Genomic DNA, 21,841 nt, shown 5'->3' on the forward strand with positions numbered 1-21,841 from the left:
TAAGTTGCAGGCTTCCCCGTATTTACCTGTAGAAAAGAGTAAACGGATTATGCCAGATGCCGTTATTAGTATGATCGATAAGCCATTTCATACATTGATTTTTTATAGGGACCTAAAAAGACCCGTGCGTAAATTCGGATGATCGCGAGTCCGCCTATAACAAAGCTTAGGGCGGTAAACGAAGCCAGAATAACTTGATTCTCACGAATATGTGAGAACATTAAGTCCTCTCCGATAAAGGTAGGTGTGATTGGGAAGCCAGAAACAGCCAGGCATGCCAATAGAAAGATAAACGACAGAATTGGATGGCGGACGCCATACCCATGAAACTGCCGCAAACTCAAACTTTTTTCGGCCAGCTTTACACGCACCAGACAAGCGTAGCCAACGATACCCGCCACACAGACTCCGCTGAGGTAAATGAGAACCTGAACCGTACTGAATGTTTCATTAAACGAAATAGCGAGTACAATAAAAAAGTGATTGAGTATGGATAAGACCCAGGCAACACGGGCTCGCTTTCGTTCTGTGAATGCCTTGAGCACCATAATCACGGCTATGAACGAAAAGAAAATGGGCAGATAGCTGCGTATACTGGCCGGGATACTGTTGGGGTAGTATAGAAAAAATAAACCAATGAGATAACAGGGAATAAAGAAGCCCAGTAGCCCTTTAAGGGTAATGAAGTTGAGCTGATTTCCGGCCAGTTTGAGTGGATTCCACAGGTATTGATACAAGGCTGAATCAAGATTCCATTCCTTTATACCTAACACATAAAAAGTGAATGACAACCGCCTGGGCAGAAAATCTTCCAGCGAACGCCTGATGGGGTAAAAGGCATAAAGTTGTTCCCGAATCAGGTAGCTAACCACCGATGGCGAAACGAGTAGCTGATAGGAACGCAAAAAAGCGTTTCCTGCAAAATGAAACAGAACCAGTGTTTCGAAACCGGCAGCAACTTCAACGAACATGATCCCAATTTGCGCAATGGATGCGTAGGCGATCTGCACTTTGATGGAGGGCTGAACACGGGCTATACCCGAAGCCATAATCGTGGTGGATAAGCCCAAAAGGGCAATTGCGATACGGACTGAAAACTGATGAACCCAGAAAGGATACGTCCGTAAAAGTAAAAAAACACCTAAATGCACCGCCAGTGAACCGTAGAAAATAGCGCTGGAGGGGGTAGGGCCCTCCAAGGCTCGGGGTAACCACGAAGAAAAGGGCAACTGAGCCGATTTTGCCAGGGCAGAAATTAAAATCATCAGCGAGATAAAAACGCCAATCAGGGTATGGGTTTGTAGATGGTCATGTACCAGAACATAGTTGTTGAGTTTGGAGAACGTAATGGTATCGTGCCATAAGTGATGGCTCATCCAGATAACAAGCAACAGGCCGACATCGCCGATTCGATACACTGAAAAGACTTTTACCGCATTTTTGGCTGGAATGTACTTATGCTGATAGAAGGCAATTAATAGAAACGACGAGATGCCGAGAATTTCCCAGCCAATAAACAGTGTCTCAAAATTGCCGGAAAAGATGGTGAGGTTATAACCGGTAAAAAAGAAAAGAATGGTGCTGAAAAAGCGCTTATAGCCAGGCTCCCGATGCAGATAGTGACGGCTATAAATTACGACAAGAAACGTCAGTACAGTGCCTACAAACGCATAAACAGCCGAGATGCTATCAAAATAAAAAGTAATAACAAACGTATAGTGGTCTGTCTGTAATAGCACTATGTTCTTACCCGTAAGCGTTGGAAAACCTGCTATCGCCCAGGAGAGCAAAAGACCCATTAGCTGGATAAGTTGCAAACTGACCGTAACAAAGCTGATCCTCGAAATGGTGTATTCCTTCCGCGGTGAAATTGTCAATAGCAGGAGAAAGACCAGTAGCGGAAGAAGAATAAAAGCAGCAAGAAGCGATGCCATAAATTAATTGTCAGAAATAATATAAACAGGTTGGATCTTCTGTTCTGAGTCAACAATCAACGTTGTGTCGGCAATGTTGTCGACATGCGTTGTTAATGGCTGGTATGGAGTAAATGCGCCATTCGTAAAAACATACAACGCAAACGTTTCAGGATGTACCGCTACCAAATGAACCCAGTTGTTGGCAAACCATTGCATTGTAGGGGGCGATTGCCGGAGAACAGTTAAAACGACGCCCGGGTCTTGCTCGACGATAAATAACATTCGGATTGGTTCATGAACTTCAACCATCTGGCTGGGTAAACCGGGGCGAAGGTCGCCATCCATACCATTCGCTACTCCAATCAGACCCATTACATTATGGGGAAGTTTAGTGCCAGCTCCTAACTGATTATTGTCCACTTTTGAAAAAAAGTATTCAAGATTGATGCCTCCCGAAACCGGAACAGCCGCTTTTAGAATGCTAAGCAGATAAATGCCATCGGGGTCCAGTCGATAGTTGTATGAGTTCAGGAACGATCGCCTGTCCAGAAACAGCGTTCGGGAGAGAGACCGTCGGCCTACAATGGTAAGCGCATTAGTGGCATGGTTGAGTTCGGGGCGGGTTTCAAACAAAGCGACCGAACGTTGCCGAACCCGTTCGTGAACTTTATGGGGACTTAGGTTGCTATTGACCGAATCAAAACGTCTTGACCGTTCTTTAGCGTTATAATCCAGTGCTTTATCGAAAGCTCTTTTGTTTTTTTGATGGTGTAGCTGATTTTCCGGCAAAAGGGAGTTTTCATCGAAAAACTCAATTTCGTCGCGGGTAGTGTCGTGCAAACAACCTATAAACTGAGTAGTGTCTGGGATGTAAATTCCATTGTCCCGCAAAATTGCTCTCACCTCAGTATGATTGCCCATATGGGCAAAGACCCTTGCATTTACCGAGCCCGCCCGGCCAGAACAGGCGCCACAGTCGTAGGCGGCATAATGTGGATTGTTAACACTACTTGCTCCATGTCCAACGATGTAAATAATAGGAGCAAAGCCATCGGCCAGGCCAATACTTTTTAAAATGTTTTCTACCCGCTGAGCCATTTCGCTGACCGAATAGCCAATTTGCAGGCCATTTTCCTGGGCTGTCGGATCGTTGTTTTCGATAGTAAGCTGGGCATTATTGTCCATATGCCTGAACGACGAAGCCGCAGCGGGTGTCAGGGTTGGTCTGAAAATACTGAGCACTAACCGCAGGGCAGCCCAAAAACCCAGGGTCTGAGCAATTAACCAACCGCTATGGAAAGAATGAGCATGTTTGTCTAAATAATAATCTTTAGGTCGTTTGTGGGGCGATCCAGTCTCTTTGATCAAATGGGTTGGCGTAACCGGAACGGGGCAGATTTTGGTATAATATTTTCCGCCTTCGGGCTGGAAAAAGGAGTCTATGCCAAAAAAACCAGGGGTGCCGAACGTTTCACATTCATGATCAAATTCTTCCAGATAGCGACGTAGAGAACATTCCCGATCATCGATGCACAAGAGTGCCTGAAAACTTGTGCGTTTGGCTTGCCTATCGGCAGGATGTGGTTCCTGTTCGAGCCCTGCCAGTACCTGATCGTAATAACTCCATTCATATGCCTCCTGCCAAATGCTAAGGATCTGACTAAGTTCTGTGCTGGGTGTTTCGGCGAAAAGATAGACTGGCGCTTCTGATAGCCAGCTCTGCATAGGTTCCCATTTATTGCCAAACTGATAATAAAGTGAATCCATTTCCAGCAAAAGCTCGAACACAATCAGATCGTGCAGAGATAGGCTGCGAGCGTCCAAAAGGCTTTCGGGAAGAGTTTCTACAGCGTTTACCAGTCCCGACCAGCCAGGGTGCGAAAATTGTTGATCAAACAGATAATGCTCGTAGAGTGACTCATTTCCTACCAGTGTATCCAATATACTTTTCAGTGAATAGGATTGCGAAAGAAACAGAGTCTTTACCTGTTTTGTGCGAAAAAAACTGGAAAGGCTGATTTTCTCAAGTTCATGCAGGGCTGCTAAAAAGCTTTTTTGACGAATCGGAAAATTCCAGATGGAAATTCCCTGGTCGAGATAACTACACAGAATTCTGAACAAAATGGGATGAACCATCGAGTCCAGATCAATATGATAGTGTTTTTTCCAATTAGCCCGTAAGGAGCCAATTCGGCTTCGTCGATTGCCTTTATGTGGCTGATGGATTGCTTTATGTAGCCATTCTTCCAGTTTCTCGGGTCCTTTTCGCTGACCGATTATCTGCTTTAAAATATCTTCCCGAATTCGTTTAGCTGCATACAGCGAGCGGTATTCGTCGATAGAAAGCGATGTCTTGTAGCCAAACAGTTTAGCTGCCCGGTGTAAGGCCTGATGGAAATCAAGATCCTGAAAGGCGTGTAATGTATTGTGATGAACAAAATCTTTTAACGGGGCCTGAGCGGGTAAATAGTGCTTCAGCTTGTGAAGAACATCATGCTCATTGAAGGTATCCATGTGAGTATTCATACTGAGAAAGAACGTTTGCCAATCCACACTTTCATCGGATAAAAATGCCTGGCTCAATACGCTGGGAAAACGAGACGCAAAGGGGCTCGAACAGAGCTACTATTTACAAAAAAAACGAAAATTGAACCGGAGCAAGGCGTCGATAAGCCAACATTGGGCGTTGAATAAAAACGCTGGATACGGAAGAGGAGAAACTAGAGCCTTAAAACCCCAAGTAATACCAGACGGGCTAAGTGATATTGTTTGGTAATCATGGTACGATAAAGGGCAAGTTTCTGGCAATATTGCCCATAATATAGATTGCTGGCTGCTGTTTACCAAACTTTACTTCTTCTTTCAGGGTGCCTTCAAAAATCTCTATCGGTGCAGGGCTTAATTAAAACTCGTTTGGCGAAACGTTAAGCCAAACCCTGGCGGGAGGAGTTGGCAATGGACGCTGGTGATGAGCAGACTCATTATTCCGGAAATTTTGCAAAAAGGTAAATTGGTAGTGGCCTGATCCGTAGCCGGTTACTTAAAATGATAAACATTTTCGTGTAAACTTATTCTAATTTCTGCTTTATCCTTCGTACTTTTACATCCCGTAACGACCAAAACAGGTTTCAATCATGGCGGCTACGGGACCCAAATCCGCAAAATACATTTTTGTTACGGGCGGGGTAACTTCATCACTTGGCAAGGGCATTATAGCCTCTTCACTAGCCAAATTATTACAGTCGCGGGGACTGGCGGTGACAATCCAGAAATTCGATCCGTATATTAACATCGACCCCGGCACGCTTAATCCATACGAACATGGCGAATGCTACGTAACCGACGACGGAGCAGAAACAGATCTCGACCTGGGGCATTATGAGCGCTTCCTCAATCGTCCTACTTCGCAGGCGAACAATATCACAACCGGACGTATCTATTATAACGTTATCACACGCGAACGGCGGGGCGATTTCCTTGGTAAAACCGTTCAGGTAGTACCACATATCACCGACGAAATCAAGCGGAATATCCGGCTACTGGGCGATACGGGTGAGTATGATATTGTGATCACTGAAATTGGTGGCTGCGTAGGCGATATTGAGTCGCTGCCTTTTGTAGAAGCAGTTCGCCAGCTCAAATTTGAACTGGGCGAAAAAGATACCCTTGTCATTCACCTGACGTTGGTACCCTATCTGCAATCGGCCGGCGAATTAAAGACCAAGCCAACACAGCACTCGGTTCGAATGCTGCTCGAAAACGGAGTTCAGCCCGACATCATCGTGTGCCGCTCCGAACATGCACTTCCTCAGGAAATCCGCCGGAAAATCGCTCTTTTCTGCAATGTGCAGGTTAGTTCGGTTATCGAAGCCATTGATGCCGAAACCATCTACGACGTCCCTCTTCTGATGCAGAAAGAGCGGCTCGACCAGCGGGCATTGTATATGATGGATTTGTATAACGATAAGGACGCAGATCTGGACGCATGGAAAGCATTTCTGGGGCGGCTTAAAAATCCGGGCGATATTGTGCGTATTGGCCTCGTGGGTAAGTACGTTGAACTCCACGACGCCTATAAGTCGATTGCCGAATCGTTTATTCATGCTGGCGCTGAAAACGAATGTAAAGTTCAGCTCGACTGGATTCAGTCCGAAACGCTGGTCGATGAACATCATTGCGCCGAGGTGTTGAGCCAGCTCGATGCTGTGCTGGTCGCTCCGGGTTTTGGCGAGCGGGGAATTGACGGTAAGATCAATGCCGTTCGGTATGTGCGTGAAAATGGTATTCCATTCCTGGGTATTTGTCTGGGTATGCAAATGGCCGTCATTGAATATGCCCGAAACGTACTGGGAATCGACGATGCCCACTCGACCGAAATGGAACCTGATACGAAGAATCCGGTGATTAGTATGATGGAAGCCCAGAAGAATATTACCGACAAAGGAGGAACGATGCGTTTGGGTGCCTATGCCTGCAAACTCAAACGCGATTCGCTGGCACATCAGATTTACGGAAAAACACAGATCAGCGAGCGGCACCGGCACCGCTATGAATTCAACAACGATTATCTCGATCGGTTCGAAAAAGCAGGGCTCCGGCCAACGGGCGTCAACCCCGACACGGGTCTGGTCGAAATTGTTGAGCTGAATAACCATCCATGGTTTGTGGGAGTACAGTTCCATCCTGAGCTGAAAAGCACGGTCATGAACCCGCATCCACTGTTTGTTCAGTTTGTTCGGGCAGCGCTTACCTATAGTCAGCAAAAACGGCTTGCCGATACGCCCGAACATTCCGCCCATGTAGAAACCGCCGATGTGGTTGATTAAGCGGGTAGATTGGCGTAATTTTGCCGAAAATAGTTTGCCGTTTTCAGTCTTCAGCCTATGTCTGGATTCCCGGCTTTTACCTGAAAACTGAAAACGACAAGCTGAAAACTTAGAAAATGGATCGTAATCAATTAGTTGGCATTGTCCTGATTTTGGCGATGCTGGTCGGCTATCAGCTTCTGGTGCCGAAACCTGCGCCCGAAAAACAGGCGGCTCAGAAAACACAGACAACAAAACCAACAAGCGAATCGGGAGCCGAAGCGGCAATTAGTAAAGCTGAACTGCCGCTCGATTCGGCAGTTGCCCGAGCTCGATTTGGCGATTTTGCAACCGTTGCCACGGGAGAAAATCGCGACATTGTCATTGAAAACAAAGACATTAAAGTAACGTTCAGTACGCACGGTGGCCGGGTAAAAGAAGTGCTGCTGAAAAACTATAAGACCTACGACCAGAAGCCGCTGGTTCTGATCGACGAAAAAAGTAGCAAAACGCTTCTCGAACTGCCTACCAATCATGGCAAAGTCGATCTGCACACACTGTACTACCAGTCTACCACTCAGAGCGGAACCGTAACTGGACAGGCGCAGCAAATCGTTTTCCAGGCCGAAATTGCGCCGGGCCAATCAGTAGAGCAGGTATACACCGTTCCGGCCGAAGGATATGTGATCGACTACGATCTGAAACTGAATGGATTAAACAATACGCTAGCGAACGAAAACATCCGATTCTTCTGGGAAGATAAGATGCGTCAGTATGAAAACGACCTGGCAAATAACCGTCGTGCCGCTACGATTAACTACCTGACCGCCGATGAGAATTTCGAGAAACTGAGCGAAGGCGAAAGTAACCAGGAGGCAACTCTCGAAGAGCCTGTGCAGTGGTTTACAATCAAACACAAATACTTCCTGTCGGGGTTTGTCGCTAAAAACAGCCCGATGCCCAAGGCCGATTTTAAAACCCTGGTCGATCCGGCCGATAGTAGTGTTGTGAAAAGGGCCGTGGCCGATGTAACGCTGCCAATGTCGGATGTGAAGTCGGGGAAAGCGCAGTATAAATTCTTTTTTGGACCGAACGATTTTCAATTGCTGGGCGACGTAGCGCCGGAGTTCGATCAGAACGTTTATCTGGGCTATTCAATTCTGAAGCCGATCAACAAGTATTTCTTTGTACCCGTATTCAACTTCCTGGAGAAATTTATTTCGAACTATGGTCTGTTGATTGTGGCCCTGGTAGTTTTTGTGAAGCTCTTGTTAACACCGTTAACCTATCGCTCTTATGTGAGCATGGCTAAAATGCGGGTGCTGGCTCCCGAAATCAATGAGATCAAAGAGCGAGTAGGCGACGATATGGCTAAGCAGCAGTCGGAGCAAATGAAGCTCTACCAGGAGGTTGGCGTAAGTCCATTGAGTGGTTGTGTGCCAGTATTGGCAACAATGCCTATTCTGTTTGCTCTGTTTATGCTCTTCCCGAATTTGATTGAGTTGCGGCAGAAGCCATTCCTGTGGGCGCACGACCTTTCAACCTACGATGCGTTTATCACGTTCCCAACGCTACCGTTTATTGGAGGGCACCTCAGCTTGTTTACAGTATTGATGACGGCTTCGTCGATTGCGTATGCCTATTACAATAATCAGACAACACCCACGCAGCCCGGTCCGGTAAATATGAAAGCCCTGAGCTACATATTCCCGCTCATGTTTATGTTCGTTCTGAACTCCTATCCCGCTGGTCTGACCTTCTATTATTTTGTGTCGAACATTGTAACCATTACCCAGCAGCAACTGATTCGTCGGTTTGTTGATGAAGGCAAAATCCGGGCAGTACTGGACGATAATCGGCGGAAAAACGCATCTGGTCAAGGTAAGAAACCCGGTGGTTTCCAGGCTCTGTTGCAAAAACAGCTTGCTGCGGCCGACGAAGCTCGCAAACAGGCCGAAGAAGCCCAACGGAAAGCAAAACAGAAGAAATAAAACCTTTGTCGGTAGTTTCTCTTCAACTATTCACAAAGCAATCATAAATTACGGCTCGTAAGCGACGTAACTCCCAACAAAAGCAACGCGCAGGCGTTGCTTTTGTGTATTAACCCCATGAACAACATGAATGGTAGGCTTAATTGGTTTAAGCTGCTGATTTTTCTGATCGGGTTTGTTTACTGGACAACAGCAGAGGCCCAGGTGTCGTCGGATGCACAGCGTCGATACAAAGCTGCCGTTCAACTGGTACAGGCCGGAAACTATGAACGGGCCAAAGCTGATCTGAATGCCCTTGTCCAACGCGACGGACCGTTGGCACCCTATGCAAGCTATTATTATGCTGTTGCCGCCTTTCGCCAGAAAAATTTCAACCAGGCTCGGCTCATGATCAAACAGTTGATGTCGCGCTATCCGGATTGGCGGAAAATGGACGATGTCAATTATTTACTGGCTGCTGTGCATATGGAAATGGGGCAGTACGAAGACGCTCTGGAGGCTATTCAACAAATCAAAAGTACCTCATTTCGGGTAGATACCGATAAGATGGAACAGGTGTTTCTGAGTAAAATCAAGGAGTTGAGCCGCCTGAAACAGATCAACAGACAATATCCTGATGATCGGAATGTTGGGCTTGCTCTGATCGACCTGATTCAGCGTACTGCTACTGATAAAGATGATCTGGAATTGTCGGATCGGCTAACTAATCGCTTTGGCGTTCCCGGTACTATTACGCAACCAACCAGCATAACACCCGCAACAACGCGTCCTTCAACCACAAATCAGCCCAATCGAAACGCACGTTCGAAAGGATATTATAATGTGGCTGTCATGTTTCCCTTTCGGCTGGATGATTTTAATGCCGATCGGCACCTGCGTTCAAATCAGTATGTTTATGATTTGTATAATGGTATGAAAATGGCAAAAGCCAAGCTACAGGAAGAAGGAATAACGATTAACCTGTTTGCCTACGATCTTGATAACGATGCCAATAAAGCACTGGAACTCGTCAACAGTCCGGCTTTTGCGCAAACGGACCTGATTATTGGCCCCTTATACATTGAGCCAAACCGAATTGCTTCGGCCTATGCCAATCAGAGTAATATCCTGTTGCTAAATCCAATTGCTACCAGCAGCGAATTAGTTGCCGATCAGCCCCTGTCGTTTCTGGCGCAGCCTTCCCTGGCACATCAGGCCCAGAAAGCTGCCGAACAGGCCCGAAACATAACGACTCTCCGGCGGGCGGCCATTTATTTTGGTACATCCCGTAAGGATTCGTTGCTGGCTGCTGCCTATCAGAGCGAACTGAAACGCCAAAATTACCAGATTGTCGATTTTCGGAAGCTGAGTGGCTCCACTCAGGCTATGGCCGACGCCATGCAGTTTTCGGGAAATACAACTAGCTCCCGTTCTGTTGGTACCGTAACGAGTGGAGCTCCCGTGACAGTAGGTCACGTTTTCTTTGCCAGCACTAACGATGAAGATGGCGCAAAACTAATTGAAGCCCTCAGTCGCCGGAAAGTAAATGCACCCCTGATTGCCACATCGTCGGCGTTTGATTTCTATGCAAATTCATCGTCTACATTCACGCGTCGGGACCTTTACCTGATTTATCCTGATTTTATCGATACCTCACGCGAAACCGTAGTCGATTTTCAGGCAGACTACCTGAGTCGACGCAATACGATTCCGTCGGTTTTTGCCAGCGAAGGCTATGATATGATGTTATTTTTTGGTCGTCAACTGGCCAAAAATAGCACCCGGAACCGGAGCCTTATGCGATCCGATTCCGATGATTATCTGATGTCGGGGTTTGATTATACACAAAGCAACGAAAACCAGATCGTCCCTATCGTCAAATGCGAAGGGAGTCGGTTTGTTAAAATTAATTAGCAAACGAGTGACTGAGTGAACGAGCGAAATAGCTTCGCTTCGGCGATCCGATTCTGTTCGCTCATTCAGCCGCTCGTTCGTTCTTTCTACATATGACAACGAGCGAACAGTTATTTGAAAAAGCGAAAACGCTGATTCCCGGTGGTGTAAACTCACCCGTTCGGGCATTTCGCGCCGTAGGCGGCCACCCTCTTTTTATTAAATCGGCTCAGGGACCCTACCTCTACGATGAAGATGGGCAGCAGTATATTGAACTGATCAATTCGTGGGGCCCCATGATACTGGGCCACGCTTTTGAGCCGGTTGAGAAAGCCGTTCGGGATGCCATTCAGCATTCGTTTTCGTTTGGGGCGCCAACGCGCAAAGAGGTCGAAATGGCTGAGCTGATCGTCGATATGGTGCCTTCGGTCGAAATGGTGCGTATGGTCAATTCGGGTACCGAAGCGACGATGGCTGCTATTCGGGTGGCACGTGGTTTTACGAGTCGCGACAAGATTATAAAGTTTGAGGGTTGCTACCACGGTCACGGCGATTCCTTTCTGATTGCGGCTGGTAGCGGAGCTGTTACGATGGGCGTTCCCGATAGTCCTGGGGTTACGAAGGCCACCGCTGCCGACACCCTTACGGCCCCCTATAACGACCTGGCTTCGGTCGAAAAATTGCTCGACAATAACTATAATCAGGTTGCCGCCGTCATTCTGGAGCCTGTTGTGGGCAATATGGGCTGTGTGTTGCCCGAGCCGGGTTTTCTGGAAGGTATTCGAACGCTGTGCGATAAACACGGAGCCCTGTTAATTTTTGACGAAGTGATGACTGGCTTCCGACTCGCAGCAGGTGGAGCGCAGGAACGATTTGGCATTAGACCAGATCTGACCACAATGGGTAAAATTATTGGGGGCGGTATGCCAGTAGGAGCATATGGTGGTCGTGCCGACATTATGAGCGTGGTTTCTCCGGCTGGCCCGGTTTATCAGGCAGGAACCCTGTCGGGCAATCCGATTGCCATGTCGGCCGGACTGGCCATGCTGCGTTATCTGAATGAACATCCTGAGGTCTATACACAACTGGAAGAAACAGGATCGAAACTGGCCGAAGGCTTTCGGAAAGGGCTGGTAAAAGCAGGGCTAAACTACACGATCAATCACATTGGTTCGATGTTTACCTTGTTTATGACCGAACGGTCGGTGACTAATTTCGCAGAGGCTAAAACGTGTGATTTACCGTTGTTCGGGCGGTATTTCCGGGCGATGCTCAAGCGGGGTGTTTATCTGGCCCCTTCCCAATTCGAAAGCCTGTTTATTTCAACCGCATTGACCAATGAGTTGGTTGAGCAGATCATTCAGGCCAACGAAGAAAGCCTACAGGAGGCATTGGCAGAAGCATGACCATTAAAGACACTCTTTTTTTTTCCATCATTATCCCCGTTTTTAACCGGCCCGACGAGTTGCGCGAATTGCTGCTTAGTCTGACCCGACAAACGTACACCCATTTTGAGGTTATTGTGGTCGAAGATGGATCGAAAGAAAAAGCGGATGGCGTAGTTGCTGAATTTGCAGGCCAACTCAATATTCGCTATTTCTATAAGCCAAACTCAGGCCAGGGCTTTACCCGCAACTATGGTTTTGAGCGGGCAACGGGTGATTATTTCGTCATATTTGATTCGGATGCACTAATCCCTCCACATTATTTTTCGACAGTGAACGACCATCTGGCATCGAACTGGCTCGATGCCTACGGTGGACCCGATAAGGCGCATCCCGATTTTACGCCTGTTCAGAAAGCAATCAGCTATTCGATGACGTCGCCGTTTACAACGGGTGGGATTCGGGGGAGTAAGAAAAATCTGGGAGGTATGTTTCATCCCCGGAGTTTCAATATGGGGCTGTCGCGCCAGGTGTGGAAAAAAACCGGTGGTTATAAACTGAGCCGTATGGGGGAAGATATCGAATTTGCCATTCGTATTATCGAGAATGGCTTTCAGACAGGATTAATTCCCGATGCGTTTATTTACCACAAACGACGGACAAGTTTTGGGCAGTTTTACCGCCAACTGCGTTTTTTCGGGCGGGCGCGCATAAATATATCACGCTATTATCCGAAAGAGTTAAAGCTTGTTCATGCCATACCGGCTATGTTTACGCTGTATGTCTTTTCGCTTCCGATCTGGGCACTCCTCAGCCCTGTTTTGTTTGGACTGGCCCTCAGCGGAGTTTTGTTGATTGCGCTCCTGATTCTAATTGATGCTACCCGAAAAGAAAAGAGCCTGAAAATAGGTCTGTTGAGCGTAGAAGCCGCTTTTACGCAACTGATTGGATACGGTGTAGGTTTCCTGAGCGAAGGCTGGAAACGACTCAATGAACCTAAAGAGTTCAGAGAAACGGGCTCAACCATCGATTATCCTTCCTGAGCGAAAAAAAGCTTTTGCCAATCATTTTGGTCTAATATTAACGAAATACGCTACTTAAACGTTATTCCACAAAAGCAATTATCAACCCCTGCTTCTACGATGACAAAACTCGCAAAACCACCTGGTCAACGATTAGTAAAGCGCATGAGCACCCGCACAAAGTGGATGATTCTGTCGCCTGTAAGCTTATTGGTGATTAGTGCAGGGCTTTGTGTTTTCAGTGAAGCTGCCCACGTTAAACATACGGGAGGGCCCTTTCGCCAATGGTTTTTGTGGGGAATCTATAGCCTTATTCTTATCAATGGAGGCATTGCTCTGTTTGGCCAGGCGGTTCGGTATCGGGTGCAGATCGATTATCGCCGGTTCGTTCGCCGGGAGCTGAAAAAACGGGACCGCGAATGGTCTCGACTAAAACGGAAAACCTCGCCGGGTAAGGGCGAGGCTTGATTTTTTCGGAATACCAGTCTATGACTGGTATTTTCATTTTAAAGCGGTTTAAGCCGCTTTTTTCTCCGCAAACGATGCTTTGATGGCTTCAACGTCTACGTTTTTGATGGTAGGCTTACGCAGCAGTTGTTTGATCGCGTTTGTTTTGTTATTAGCGATAGCCCGGTTCCGGCGGCCTTTGCGTTTTAATTCAGTTACTGCCATGATTATATCTTTGTTTACTTGCTAAGTTCAAATTTTGACGTGCAAAAGTACGGCTTTTTTAAACAGAATTGACAGAATGTGTCGAATTTTATTTACTCTAAAGAGTCTTGTCCATTAATTTTGTGCCATGCAAAAACCCACATTACCGAAAGGCACTCGCGATTTCGGGCCGGAGCAGATGCGCAAACGGCTCTTTATATTCGATACCATCCGCCAGACATTCCAGCGATTTGGTTTTCAGCCGCTTGAAACGCCATCAATGGAAAACCTGTCGGTGCTGACCGGCAAATATGGAGATGAAGGCGATCAGCTTTTATTTAAAATCCTAAATTCGGGCGATTTTGCTGCCGACTTAACTGAGGATGATCTGAAAGCCGGGTCGAAAAAGCTTACTCCGAAGATTGCTGAAAAAGGATTGCGCTATGACTTAACGGTACCATTTGCGCGGTATGTGGTCATGAACCGCAATAATCTGGCTTTGCCCTTCAAACGCTACCAGATGCAGCCCGTATGGCGGGCCGACCGCCCGCAAAAAGGCCGTTATCGGGAGTTTTATCAATGCGATGCCGATGTTGTCGGTACCGATTCGCTGCTGTGCGAAGCCGAAATCGTACTGATGATTCATGAAGTATTCCGCAATCTGGGCGTCGAAAATTTTACCCTTAAGCTCAATAACCGCAAGATTCTGGCCGGTATTTCGGAAGTGATTGGCGCACCGGGGCAGGAGGGGGCCTTAAGCGTTGCTATCGATAAGCTCGACAAAATCGGGAAGGAAAAAGTCCTCGACGAACTCCGTGAACGCGGGTTTTCGGAAGAGAGTATTAATCGGCTAGATCCGATGTTTACTTTTGGCAACCTGGCAGCTCAGGAAGTGATCGATCAGTTAAAAAGCTGGCTGGCAACATCGGAAACGGCCACCTCGGGTATTGCCGAACTGGAAAAAACCCTACAGCTTGTTGAGCAGTATGGACTGACGAATCCGCAGGTTGAGATCGACCCAACGCTGGCAAGGGGTTTATCATACTATACGGGCGCTATTTTCGAAGTCAAAGCCAACGGTGTTTCTATTGGTAGCATAAGCGGTGGCGGCCGATACGACAACCTGACGGGAGCTTTTGGGATGCCGGGGCTTTCGGGGGTAGGTATATCGTTTGGTGTCGACCGGATTTATGATGTGATGGAAGAGCTTTCATTGTTTCCGGCTTCGGCGGGGCAGGGAACGCAGGCGCTCATTGTCTCCTTCGATGCCGAGGCACGGGTGGTTGCCTTACCGTTGCTCAATCGCTTACGGAGCCAGGGCATTTCGGCGGAGGCTTATCCCGATCTGGCAAAAGTGAAGAAAATGCTCGATTATGCCAATGCAAAAGCGATTCCGTTTGTGGTACTGATTGGTTCGGAAGAAGTACAAACAGGCTTGCTGACACTGAAAAACATGCTGACTGGCGAACAACAGAAAGTCAGTGCAGAAGAGGTTGCTGCGATCGTACAGGCATAATCGTAGAAATGGTGGCAAAAGTGGTTTAATGCTTCTTTTGCCACCATTTTTTCTTCTTAACAGGTATAAGCACGACTTCGCCCAGAAAGCTCTGCTCCTGATTCAGGTAAACTTCTTTGGTAAGCGGTAAATCTTCTGCTTTGAGCGTTAATTCGAGCCTTTGGTAACCAATCTGGGCAAAGATCAGGGTTATCTTGTCAGGTGTATAGCTTGCGGGTATTGTTAAACTAAAGAGGCCGGTCGCATTGGTCATCGCCTTAACTTCTGTGCCTTTCAGTTGGACATAAATTCCTGGGAGTGCCAGATGGTCTGAAGCATCGAAAACCGTTCCGCGAATCGTATTTTTTGTACTATCGCTAACCGTTTCCGGTTTATTGCGGATGGCCTGGTTCTGTACAGAGTTTTCTGTATGACTGCCTAACACATTGGTGGGTGGTAGCGATTGCTGCTGATCCGAAAGGGCACTGCTGGTCGTACTGATCAGAAAAGCACCTGCCAGTACAGTATTGAATGGCAACGAAGACCGGTGTGATTGTGTTTCTTCCAGCGTTTGGTTTAGTTGAGTTTGGGTCAATCGTCCACATAATTTTCCTGACGACGTCTGAATAAGATGCAAAATATCGGCATCAGCTAATCCGGTGAAATCGACTACCGTTTTTGCGCAGGCAGAACAGAATTTTCCTGAACCGTTTTCCGTCATCGAATCCCACGACTGATTGCAGGGATTATGGAGTTTGAGATGATAGGCAGCACTTTTCATATATCGTTGGCAGTAAGATTCATCAAAACTTTTACTACTTACCCTTTCAGGCGCTCGATCAGCTCCCGGCGATAGGTTAGCCCAACTGGCAGGGTGGTCTCACCGATCAAAACTTCGTTGCCGCTCATCCGGCGTATCCTGGCCAGGGGAACCAGGTAGGATTTATGCACCCGGATGAATTGGTCGGAGGGTAACCGACGCTCTACTTCGGTCATGGTCATCGACGCTACATAAACCTGTTGTGTTGTAAAGAGCTTGACGTAATTACCCCAGCTCTGAATGTACTCCAGATCGCTAAAGGTAATCCGAATCCAGTCGGCGTCTACTTTCGCCACCAGCGATTGTTCGGGAACAGCCGGAAGTTGGACCGGTTGTTTTTCCGTCTCTGTTGTCACGACTTTGTCAATCGCTTTCAAAAATCGGGGAAATTCGATGGGTTTCAACAAATAATCGACCACACCGTACTCGTAACTTTCCAGCGCAAACTCCGAATAGGCCGTAGTGAAAATGACGCGGGGTGGATTGGCTAACGTTTGCAGCAGTTGCAACCCATTGATTTGCGGCATATTAATGTCCAGAAACAGTAAATCGACCGGATGGCGGTGTAAAAAATTAATCGCTTCCAGCGCATCATAGCAATTGCCCACCAGCGTCAACTGATCGACCTGCTCGATGTAGTGCTGCAATACATAGTGAGCAGCCTGTTCGTCATCAATAAGTAAACACCGCAACGGGTTGGGCATCGGCTCGGGTGGCTAGCTGGATTTCTAACTGGGTGATGTAGCGGTCAGGTTCCTGGGTTAAGACCAACCGATGTTTTTCGGGATACAGCATATCCAGTCGTTGTCGGGTATTCTGTAAGCCCAGGCCGGTAGATGTGCCGTTGAACCTGTGACTCGAAAGCGAGTTTTCAATCGACAGCAGCAGCCGGTTGTTCTTCAATTGCAGGGTGATCTGCACAAAACAGCCTTTGATGTCGCCCGTGCCGTGTTTAAACGCATTTTCGACCAACGGCATCAGCAGCAGCGGAGCCAACTGGTAGATTTGCAGTTGATACTCGTCGGTAGGGTACCGATAGCTGATCTGGCAACGCTTTCCCAGCCGCTCCTGCTCCAGCGTAACGTAGCTGGTAATAAATTCGATCTCCTGCTGAAGCGATACCCACGACCGACGGCTGCTCTCGACCTGATACCGCATCAGTTTCGATAACTGCATCAGCAAATCGGGCATCCGGCTGGGTTCATGCAGGCTGATTCCATAGAGGTTATTAAGCGTGTTGAAAAAGAAGTGCGGATTAAGCTGGGCGTGCAAAAACCGAATTTGCTCGTCCTGATGCAGCAACTGGTCGGTATGGCGTTGCTGCTGTTGCTGATAAAATCGCTGAATAAGAAAAACACCAACAAGTACCATCAGGCTGACCAGATAGGTAGCCAGCAGAAAAAGACCTGTCTCGCGCCATTCTTCAATCGGACAGGTTTCGGGATAGAGCCAGTGATTTGCGCCATACACCAGAAAACTCCCCACCACCAGCGCCGGAACCGTCCAGACAATGTATCGCTTAATCTGGTGGCTAAAAAAAAGCGGGAATAAGACAAAGCGGTGAAACTGAGCCTGCCCGTACAGCGTCAGAAAAAAGAGCAGCGCCCGCCCCAGATCATTCCAGGAAGTAAGCCGATTCCAGGAATTGAGCGACATCAGAATAAACAGAAAGACAAAGGCCAACACTTCCCGCAGCCAGACTTTTTGCTTTCCGCTCTTGTTAAACCAGCTCATTCTCCGTCGTGATTTTTAAACAAAAAAACCGAATGTTAGCCGACATTCCAATTGAAAATGACCAATTGAATACGTCATCCAAAAGCATGCGTTTGTCATTTTTAGCGGGATGGTGCCAAAAGTAGACTCGTACTTTGTGACCAGATGACCAGCTACCGTCTGGTATAACACGAATGGACAGACTACGACTCTATTTTATCGTTTCCTTTCTGCTACTGGTAATTCTGGCAGAAGGGCAGCAATTACCCACAAATTTAACCAACAAAGGACAGCTATCAGGCATACTGACCGATTCTACCACCCGTCAGCCCGCGCCATTTGCAACGGTAGCGCTCCTGTCGGAAGCCGGAACAATTATAAGCGGCCAAACCACCACCGAAACCGGACACTTTGCGTTTACGGGTCTGGCAATCGGTACCTACGGTCTGCAAATCACCTACGTCGGCTACCAGTCCCGAACCCTGAGGAACATTACGATTTCCGTTACTCAACCCGTTCGTAGCTTAGGAAACATAGTGCTTCACTCCGAAAGCCGTCAACTGAACGAGGTTCGGGTCAGTACTCAAAAAGCCCTGATTGAAGAAAAATCCGACCGGCTGGTCTACAACGCAGGTAGCGACATCACCAACAAAGGCGGTACAGCGGTCGATGTATTACGCAAAGCGCCCATGCTGACCGTCGATGTGTCGGGTAATGTTCAGATTCGGGGGAGTTCGAGCATTAAAGTGTTGCTGAACGGTCGGCCATCAGGCTTGCTGGCCCGCAATCTGAGCGAAGCCCTAAAGATGATCCCGGCCAACACGATTCAGTCGGTCGAAGTGATTACCAGTCCGGCGGCCCGCTACGATGCCGAAGGGGCGGGTGGCGTCATCAACATTATCACCAAAAAACAGTTGAAAGGTTCCAATGGTAGCCTGGACGTAACGGCGGGCAATTACGTTCAGTCGCTGGGCGGCAGCTATGGGTTTAAGCGCGAAAAATTTGGCCTGACGTTTTCGGGCAATACCAATGCCGAACGCGAAAAGAGTATCATTGAAACGACCCGTACATCGCTGGCGAATGGCCAGCCTGCCGGAGAATTGTTTCAGCGAATCAGTGCCAATAACATCCATCCGGGCTGGTTCGGCGATTTGAGCATGGAATATGCCTTCGACACGCTGAACCGGGTCAACCTGTCGGTCAGCAGTTGGGGTGGTGCCTGGCCCACATCCAATACGGGCTACTATCGTTTCAGAAACGCCGAAAACATAGTTACGCAGGAATATAACCAGGTGGTCGATCAGCAGAACCCGTTTGGCAATATTGAATGGAACCTGGGCTATACCCGCACCTTTCGCAAGCCGAAGCAGGAACTCAGTGTGCTGGGTCAGTATAGCTACACGTTCGATAACTCCCGTTATGCCAGCGACCAGTTCAGCCTGACCGATGAGCCTCTTTACCGGGAGACGAGCACGAACCGCAGCCATAACCCCCAATGGACCTGGCAGATCGATTATGTTCATCCGTTTTCGCGCAGTGGGCAGCAGGTGTTTGAAGTGGGAGCGAAAATGGTCCGTCGGGATGTGAGTAGTACGTACGACGTATACACCAGCCAGCCCGAAAACGTTGCCCTGTTGAGCCTCAGCGCCGACCGGTCTAATACGTTCACGTATGATCAGCAGGTGGCTGCGGGTTATGCCTCCCTAAAACTGGTAAACCGAACGTTCTGGACACTTCAACTGGGTACCCGCCTGGAAAACACCACCATGAGCGGTCAGTTCATACACACTATCTCTCCGTTTCGGGCGCAGTTCAACAACTTCATTCCAAGCGTCATTCTGTCGAAGCAACTTTCAGAACAGCAATCGATTAAAGTGACTTATACACAACGGATTTCCCGACCGATGATCTGGGATCTGAATCCGTATGTTAATGCCAGCGACCCCAAAAACCGGATGGCCGGTAATCCGCAGCTTCGCCCGGAACTGGCCCATCTGGCCGAAATCTCCTACAGCCTGACAACTAAAAAAGGCACCTACCTCAACCTCGCTCTGTACCGCCGACAAACCGATAACTCCATCGATGATGTACGGACCGTCGATACATCGGGCGTATCGCTAACTACCCGACAGAACGTGGCCCGCAATGACCGGACGGGATTGAATGTCAACGCAGCCGGGCAATTAGGCCGAAACTTGAAGCTGAACGGTGGAGGTGAGTTTTATTACGCCCATTTCAACAGCCCGGCCTTACAGGTGCAGAACTCCGGCTGGCTCTGGCAGTTGACACTCAATCTGGCTTACCAGTTACCCCGCCAATACACTGTTCAGGCTAATGGTATTTACAGTACAGGATGGGTGCTGTTGCAGGGCAAAAATTCGGCCTGGTACGATTACAGCCTGGCGCTTCGCAAAGAGTTCTGGGATAAAAAAGCCAATCTAACGCTGGGTGTGAACAACCCGTTCACCTATCCCTTCCGTCAGCAGAACGATTCGCAGTCGAGTACGTTCCGGGCACATACCGCTAATCAATACTTCACCCGCTCGGTCAAACTAACCTTTAGCTGGCAGTTTGGGCAGGTCCGCGCCAGCCACGACGAGCCCGTCCGGAAAATAACCAACGACGATGCCCGAGCGAAATAACCGGAGTATGGCAGTGAAGCTGTTTGAGCTTTTCCTAATCAATTCGTAATGAGCGCTTTTGTCATCCCTCCTGCCGGTCCGCCGGGGCGGCAGGAGGGATGACAAAAGCAATTGAAACAAAAGTTTAAACAGGCCCAGTGTTAATTCCTACAATAACAAGTATTTGCCAGCTTTTTTAATTCATATAATTTCTATGCAATTCGTACAACCCACTCCTGCTACATCCTGGACCGTAAACAGTGCTACCCTATGGTTACGTTTGGGGCTGGGCATCGCCATGATTCCCCACGGCTACGACAAACTAACCCACTTTGCTGAGTATCAGGATTCTTTTATGAGTTTTCTGGGCCTGAGCAGCCCCGTTTCGCTGGCGCTGGCTATTGGAGCAGAGTTTTTCTGCTCTATCCTGCTGATGCTGGGTCTATTGACGCGGCTGGTGCTAATTCCCTTGATTATTACTGCGTTTGTCATTGTTTTTGTAGCACACGAGGGCGATATAGCAGGCGATGGGTCGGCTGGTTTTTTATTGCTGATCGGTTACCTAACCAGTTTGTTGCTTGGTCCCGGAGCGTTTAGTCTGGATGATATCCTGTTTAAAGAACGGGGCAAGAACGAATAGATGTTGTTCGTATTGAGGCCATTGGCGCAGCTAAGGCAGAGTAGAGCGAATGAGAACTACTTCTTTGCTTTTTTACCTGCCGTATTTTGGGCAACTCTATAGTTTACGATGTCGCTGATGAGTTGTAACGGTATGGGCTGATCGAGCGGGAATTGTACGGAGCCTTTCGCGCCTTTGAAATTAGCAAGCTGCTTCTTAAACGCTTCAATTCCGGCTGGAGCTGGATAAAACCCAATATGATGTTTATATGCAGCGAAATGAACCAGATTGCCGTTTAGTCTGAACGTTGGCATGGCATAGGCAATCGCTTCTTCAGCCTCCGGCGCGGCTGTTTTTATTGTAGCCCGAATCTGCTCAAGCAGGAGTTGGATCGCTTCTGGAAAGCCAGCAATGTATTCGTCAATTGTGGTGGGTTTAGTGGGTGTCATAAATAAGCAGACTTGGTTAACTGTAGCCAAGTCTGCTTATTTTAAATGAAAATTCCAAATTGAAAAGTCTGCCAAAGCCACTTATATGGCTCGCCGGGCTTTTCAATTTTTACACTTTATCCCAATAAACGGTTTTTGTCAGAATGCCTTTGTGGGCTACTATTTTCAGCTTATTTCCAACAAGATACACTTCACATTCGGCGGTTATATCTTTCTTAGGATTATAAACGATTCCTTTCCACCGACCGTCCGTAAACTTTATATCTTTCAGAACAACTCGTTTGGCTGGATCAACGCCTACAAACCCGGTGCTGGTTTTGCTGATCACAATAAGAACACCATCGTCATCGGTTTTATAATTCCCGGCGAAATTGTCGGTTGGTTTTTGGGCAAATAAACGGCTGGTAAGACCAACTAACACACAGAAAATAAGGAGTTTTAGCTTCATGAATACTGATTGTTTAAGATTGAAACAGTGATTT

The 21,841-nt window shown here is 47.8% G+C and carries 17 protein-coding genes; 9 read left to right on the forward strand and 8 right to left on the reverse strand.

Annotated features, from left to right (window positions below; translation table 11 throughout):
• Positions 1 to 65 precede the first annotated feature (65 nt).
• Positions 66 to 1,934 carry a proton-conducting transporter membrane subunit gene (locus WBJ53_RS14505; protein ID WP_338876861.1) on the reverse strand — a complete coding sequence of 623 codons (1,869 nt, stop codon included), beginning with the start codon at positions 1,932 to 1,934 and terminating at the stop codon, positions 66 to 68.
• 3 nt (positions 1,935 to 1,937) lie between these two features.
• Complete coding sequence (locus WBJ53_RS14510; protein WP_338876862.1) at positions 1,938 to 4,442, reverse strand: DUF2309 domain-containing protein; 2,505 nt, start codon at positions 4,440 to 4,442, stop codon at positions 1,938 to 1,940.
• A 608-nt stretch (positions 4,443 to 5,050) separates the two neighbouring features.
• Here WBJ53_RS14510 and WBJ53_RS14515 point away from each other — a divergent pair.
• The 6 genes from WBJ53_RS14515 to WBJ53_RS14540 all read left to right on the forward strand — a co-directional run bounded on the left by WBJ53_RS14515 (position 5,051) and on the right by WBJ53_RS14540 (position 13,459).
• Positions 5,051 to 6,742 carry a CTP synthase gene (locus tag WBJ53_RS14515; RefSeq protein WP_338876863.1) on the forward strand — a complete coding sequence of 564 codons (1,692 nt, stop codon included), beginning with the start codon at positions 5,051 to 5,053 and terminating at the stop codon, positions 6,740 to 6,742.
• A 116-nt stretch (positions 6,743 to 6,858) separates the two neighbouring features.
• Positions 6,859 to 8,712 carry a membrane protein insertase YidC gene (gene yidC / locus WBJ53_RS14520; RefSeq protein WP_338876864.1) on the forward strand — a complete coding sequence of 618 codons (1,854 nt, stop codon included), beginning with the start codon at positions 6,859 to 6,861 and terminating at the stop codon, positions 8,710 to 8,712.
• A gap of 126 nt (positions 8,713 to 8,838) precedes the next feature.
• The gene (locus WBJ53_RS14525; RefSeq protein WP_338876865.1) at positions 8,839 to 10,605 is read left to right on the forward strand and encodes a tetratricopeptide repeat protein; all 1,767 of its coding nucleotides are present in this window, start codon (positions 8,839 to 8,841) and stop codon (positions 10,603 to 10,605) included.
• 92 nt (positions 10,606 to 10,697) lie between these two features.
• Positions 10,698 to 11,990 (forward strand): glutamate-1-semialdehyde 2,1-aminomutase, encoded by a 1,293-nt coding sequence (gene hemL / locus WBJ53_RS14530; RefSeq protein ID WP_338876866.1) that lies wholly within the window; start codon positions 10,698 to 10,700, stop codon positions 11,988 to 11,990.
• The gene (locus WBJ53_RS14535) at positions 11,987 to 13,012 is read left to right on the forward strand and encodes a glycosyltransferase (RefSeq protein ID WP_338876868.1); all 1,026 of its coding nucleotides are present in this window, start codon (positions 11,987 to 11,989) and stop codon (positions 13,010 to 13,012) included. The genes hemL and WBJ53_RS14535 overlap by 4 nt, the downstream gene beginning before the upstream one ends.
• Before the next feature lie 99 nt (positions 13,013 to 13,111).
• Entirely contained in the window at positions 13,112 to 13,459 is a 348-nt protein-coding gene (locus tag WBJ53_RS14540) for a hypothetical protein (RefSeq protein ID WP_338876869.1), read from the forward strand.
• A 48-nt stretch (positions 13,460 to 13,507) separates the two neighbouring features.
• Here WBJ53_RS14540 and WBJ53_RS14545 read toward each other — a convergent pair whose 3' ends face one another.
• Positions 13,508 to 13,663 carry a hypothetical protein gene (locus WBJ53_RS14545; protein ID WP_338876870.1) on the reverse strand — a complete coding sequence of 52 codons (156 nt, stop codon included), beginning with the start codon at positions 13,661 to 13,663 and terminating at the stop codon, positions 13,508 to 13,510.
• A gap of 127 nt (positions 13,664 to 13,790) precedes the next feature.
• Here WBJ53_RS14545 and hisS point away from each other — a divergent pair, with 127 nt between their 5' ends.
• Complete coding sequence (gene hisS, locus WBJ53_RS14550) at positions 13,791 to 15,158, forward strand: histidine--tRNA ligase (RefSeq protein WP_338876871.1); 1,368 nt, start codon at positions 13,791 to 13,793, stop codon at positions 15,156 to 15,158.
• A 25-nt stretch (positions 15,159 to 15,183) separates the two neighbouring features.
• On the opposite strand, the gene WBJ53_RS14555 is transcribed toward hisS, so the two are convergent.
• Genes WBJ53_RS14555 through WBJ53_RS14565 form a run of 3 tightly spaced genes read right to left on the reverse strand, consistent with a single transcriptional unit; the run spans position 15,184 to position 17,691 of the window.
• Entirely contained in the window at positions 15,184 to 15,918 is a 735-nt protein-coding gene (locus WBJ53_RS14555; RefSeq protein ID WP_338876872.1) for a carboxypeptidase-like regulatory domain-containing protein, read from the reverse strand.
• Between the two features lie 38 nt (positions 15,919 to 15,956).
• Complete coding sequence (locus tag WBJ53_RS14560) at positions 15,957 to 16,661, reverse strand: LytTR family DNA-binding domain-containing protein (protein WP_338876873.1); 705 nt, start codon at positions 16,659 to 16,661, stop codon at positions 15,957 to 15,959.
• Complete coding sequence (locus tag WBJ53_RS14565; RefSeq protein ID WP_338876874.1) at positions 16,630 to 17,691, reverse strand: histidine kinase; 1,062 nt, start codon at positions 17,689 to 17,691, stop codon at positions 16,630 to 16,632. Before WBJ53_RS14565 ends, WBJ53_RS14560 begins: the two co-directional genes overlap by 32 nt.
• A gap of 173 nt (positions 17,692 to 17,864) precedes the next feature.
• On the opposite strand from WBJ53_RS14565, the gene WBJ53_RS14570 reads away from it, so the two are divergent.
• Complete coding sequence (locus WBJ53_RS14570) at positions 17,865 to 20,312, forward strand: TonB-dependent receptor (RefSeq protein WP_338876875.1); 2,448 nt, start codon at positions 17,865 to 17,867, stop codon at positions 20,310 to 20,312.
• Positions 20,313 to 20,505: 193 nt separating this feature from the next.
• On the forward strand, positions 20,506 to 20,931 hold the full coding sequence (locus WBJ53_RS14575; RefSeq protein ID WP_338876876.1) for a DoxX family protein: 426 nt from the start codon (positions 20,506 to 20,508) through the stop codon (positions 20,929 to 20,931).
• 56 nt (positions 20,932 to 20,987) lie between these two features.
• Here WBJ53_RS14575 and WBJ53_RS14580 read toward each other — a convergent pair whose 3' ends face one another.
• Together WBJ53_RS14580 and WBJ53_RS14585 are read right to left on the reverse strand one after the other, a co-directional pair.
• Positions 20,988 to 21,359: a DUF1801 domain-containing protein gene (locus tag WBJ53_RS14580; protein WP_338876877.1), complete on the reverse strand. Its 372-nt coding sequence runs from the start codon at positions 21,357 to 21,359 to the stop codon at positions 20,988 to 20,990.
• Positions 21,360 to 21,468: 109 nt separating this feature from the next.
• Positions 21,469 to 21,807, reverse strand: coding sequence for a hypothetical protein (locus tag WBJ53_RS14585; RefSeq protein ID WP_338876878.1), 339 nt, complete (start codon positions 21,805 to 21,807; stop codon positions 21,469 to 21,471).
• Between the last annotated feature and the right edge of the window lie 34 nt (positions 21,808 to 21,841).

This window comes from Spirosoma sp. SC4-14 (genome assembly GCF_037201965.1).
Taxonomy (GTDB): Bacteria; Bacteroidota; Bacteroidia; order Cytophagales; family Spirosomataceae; genus Spirosoma.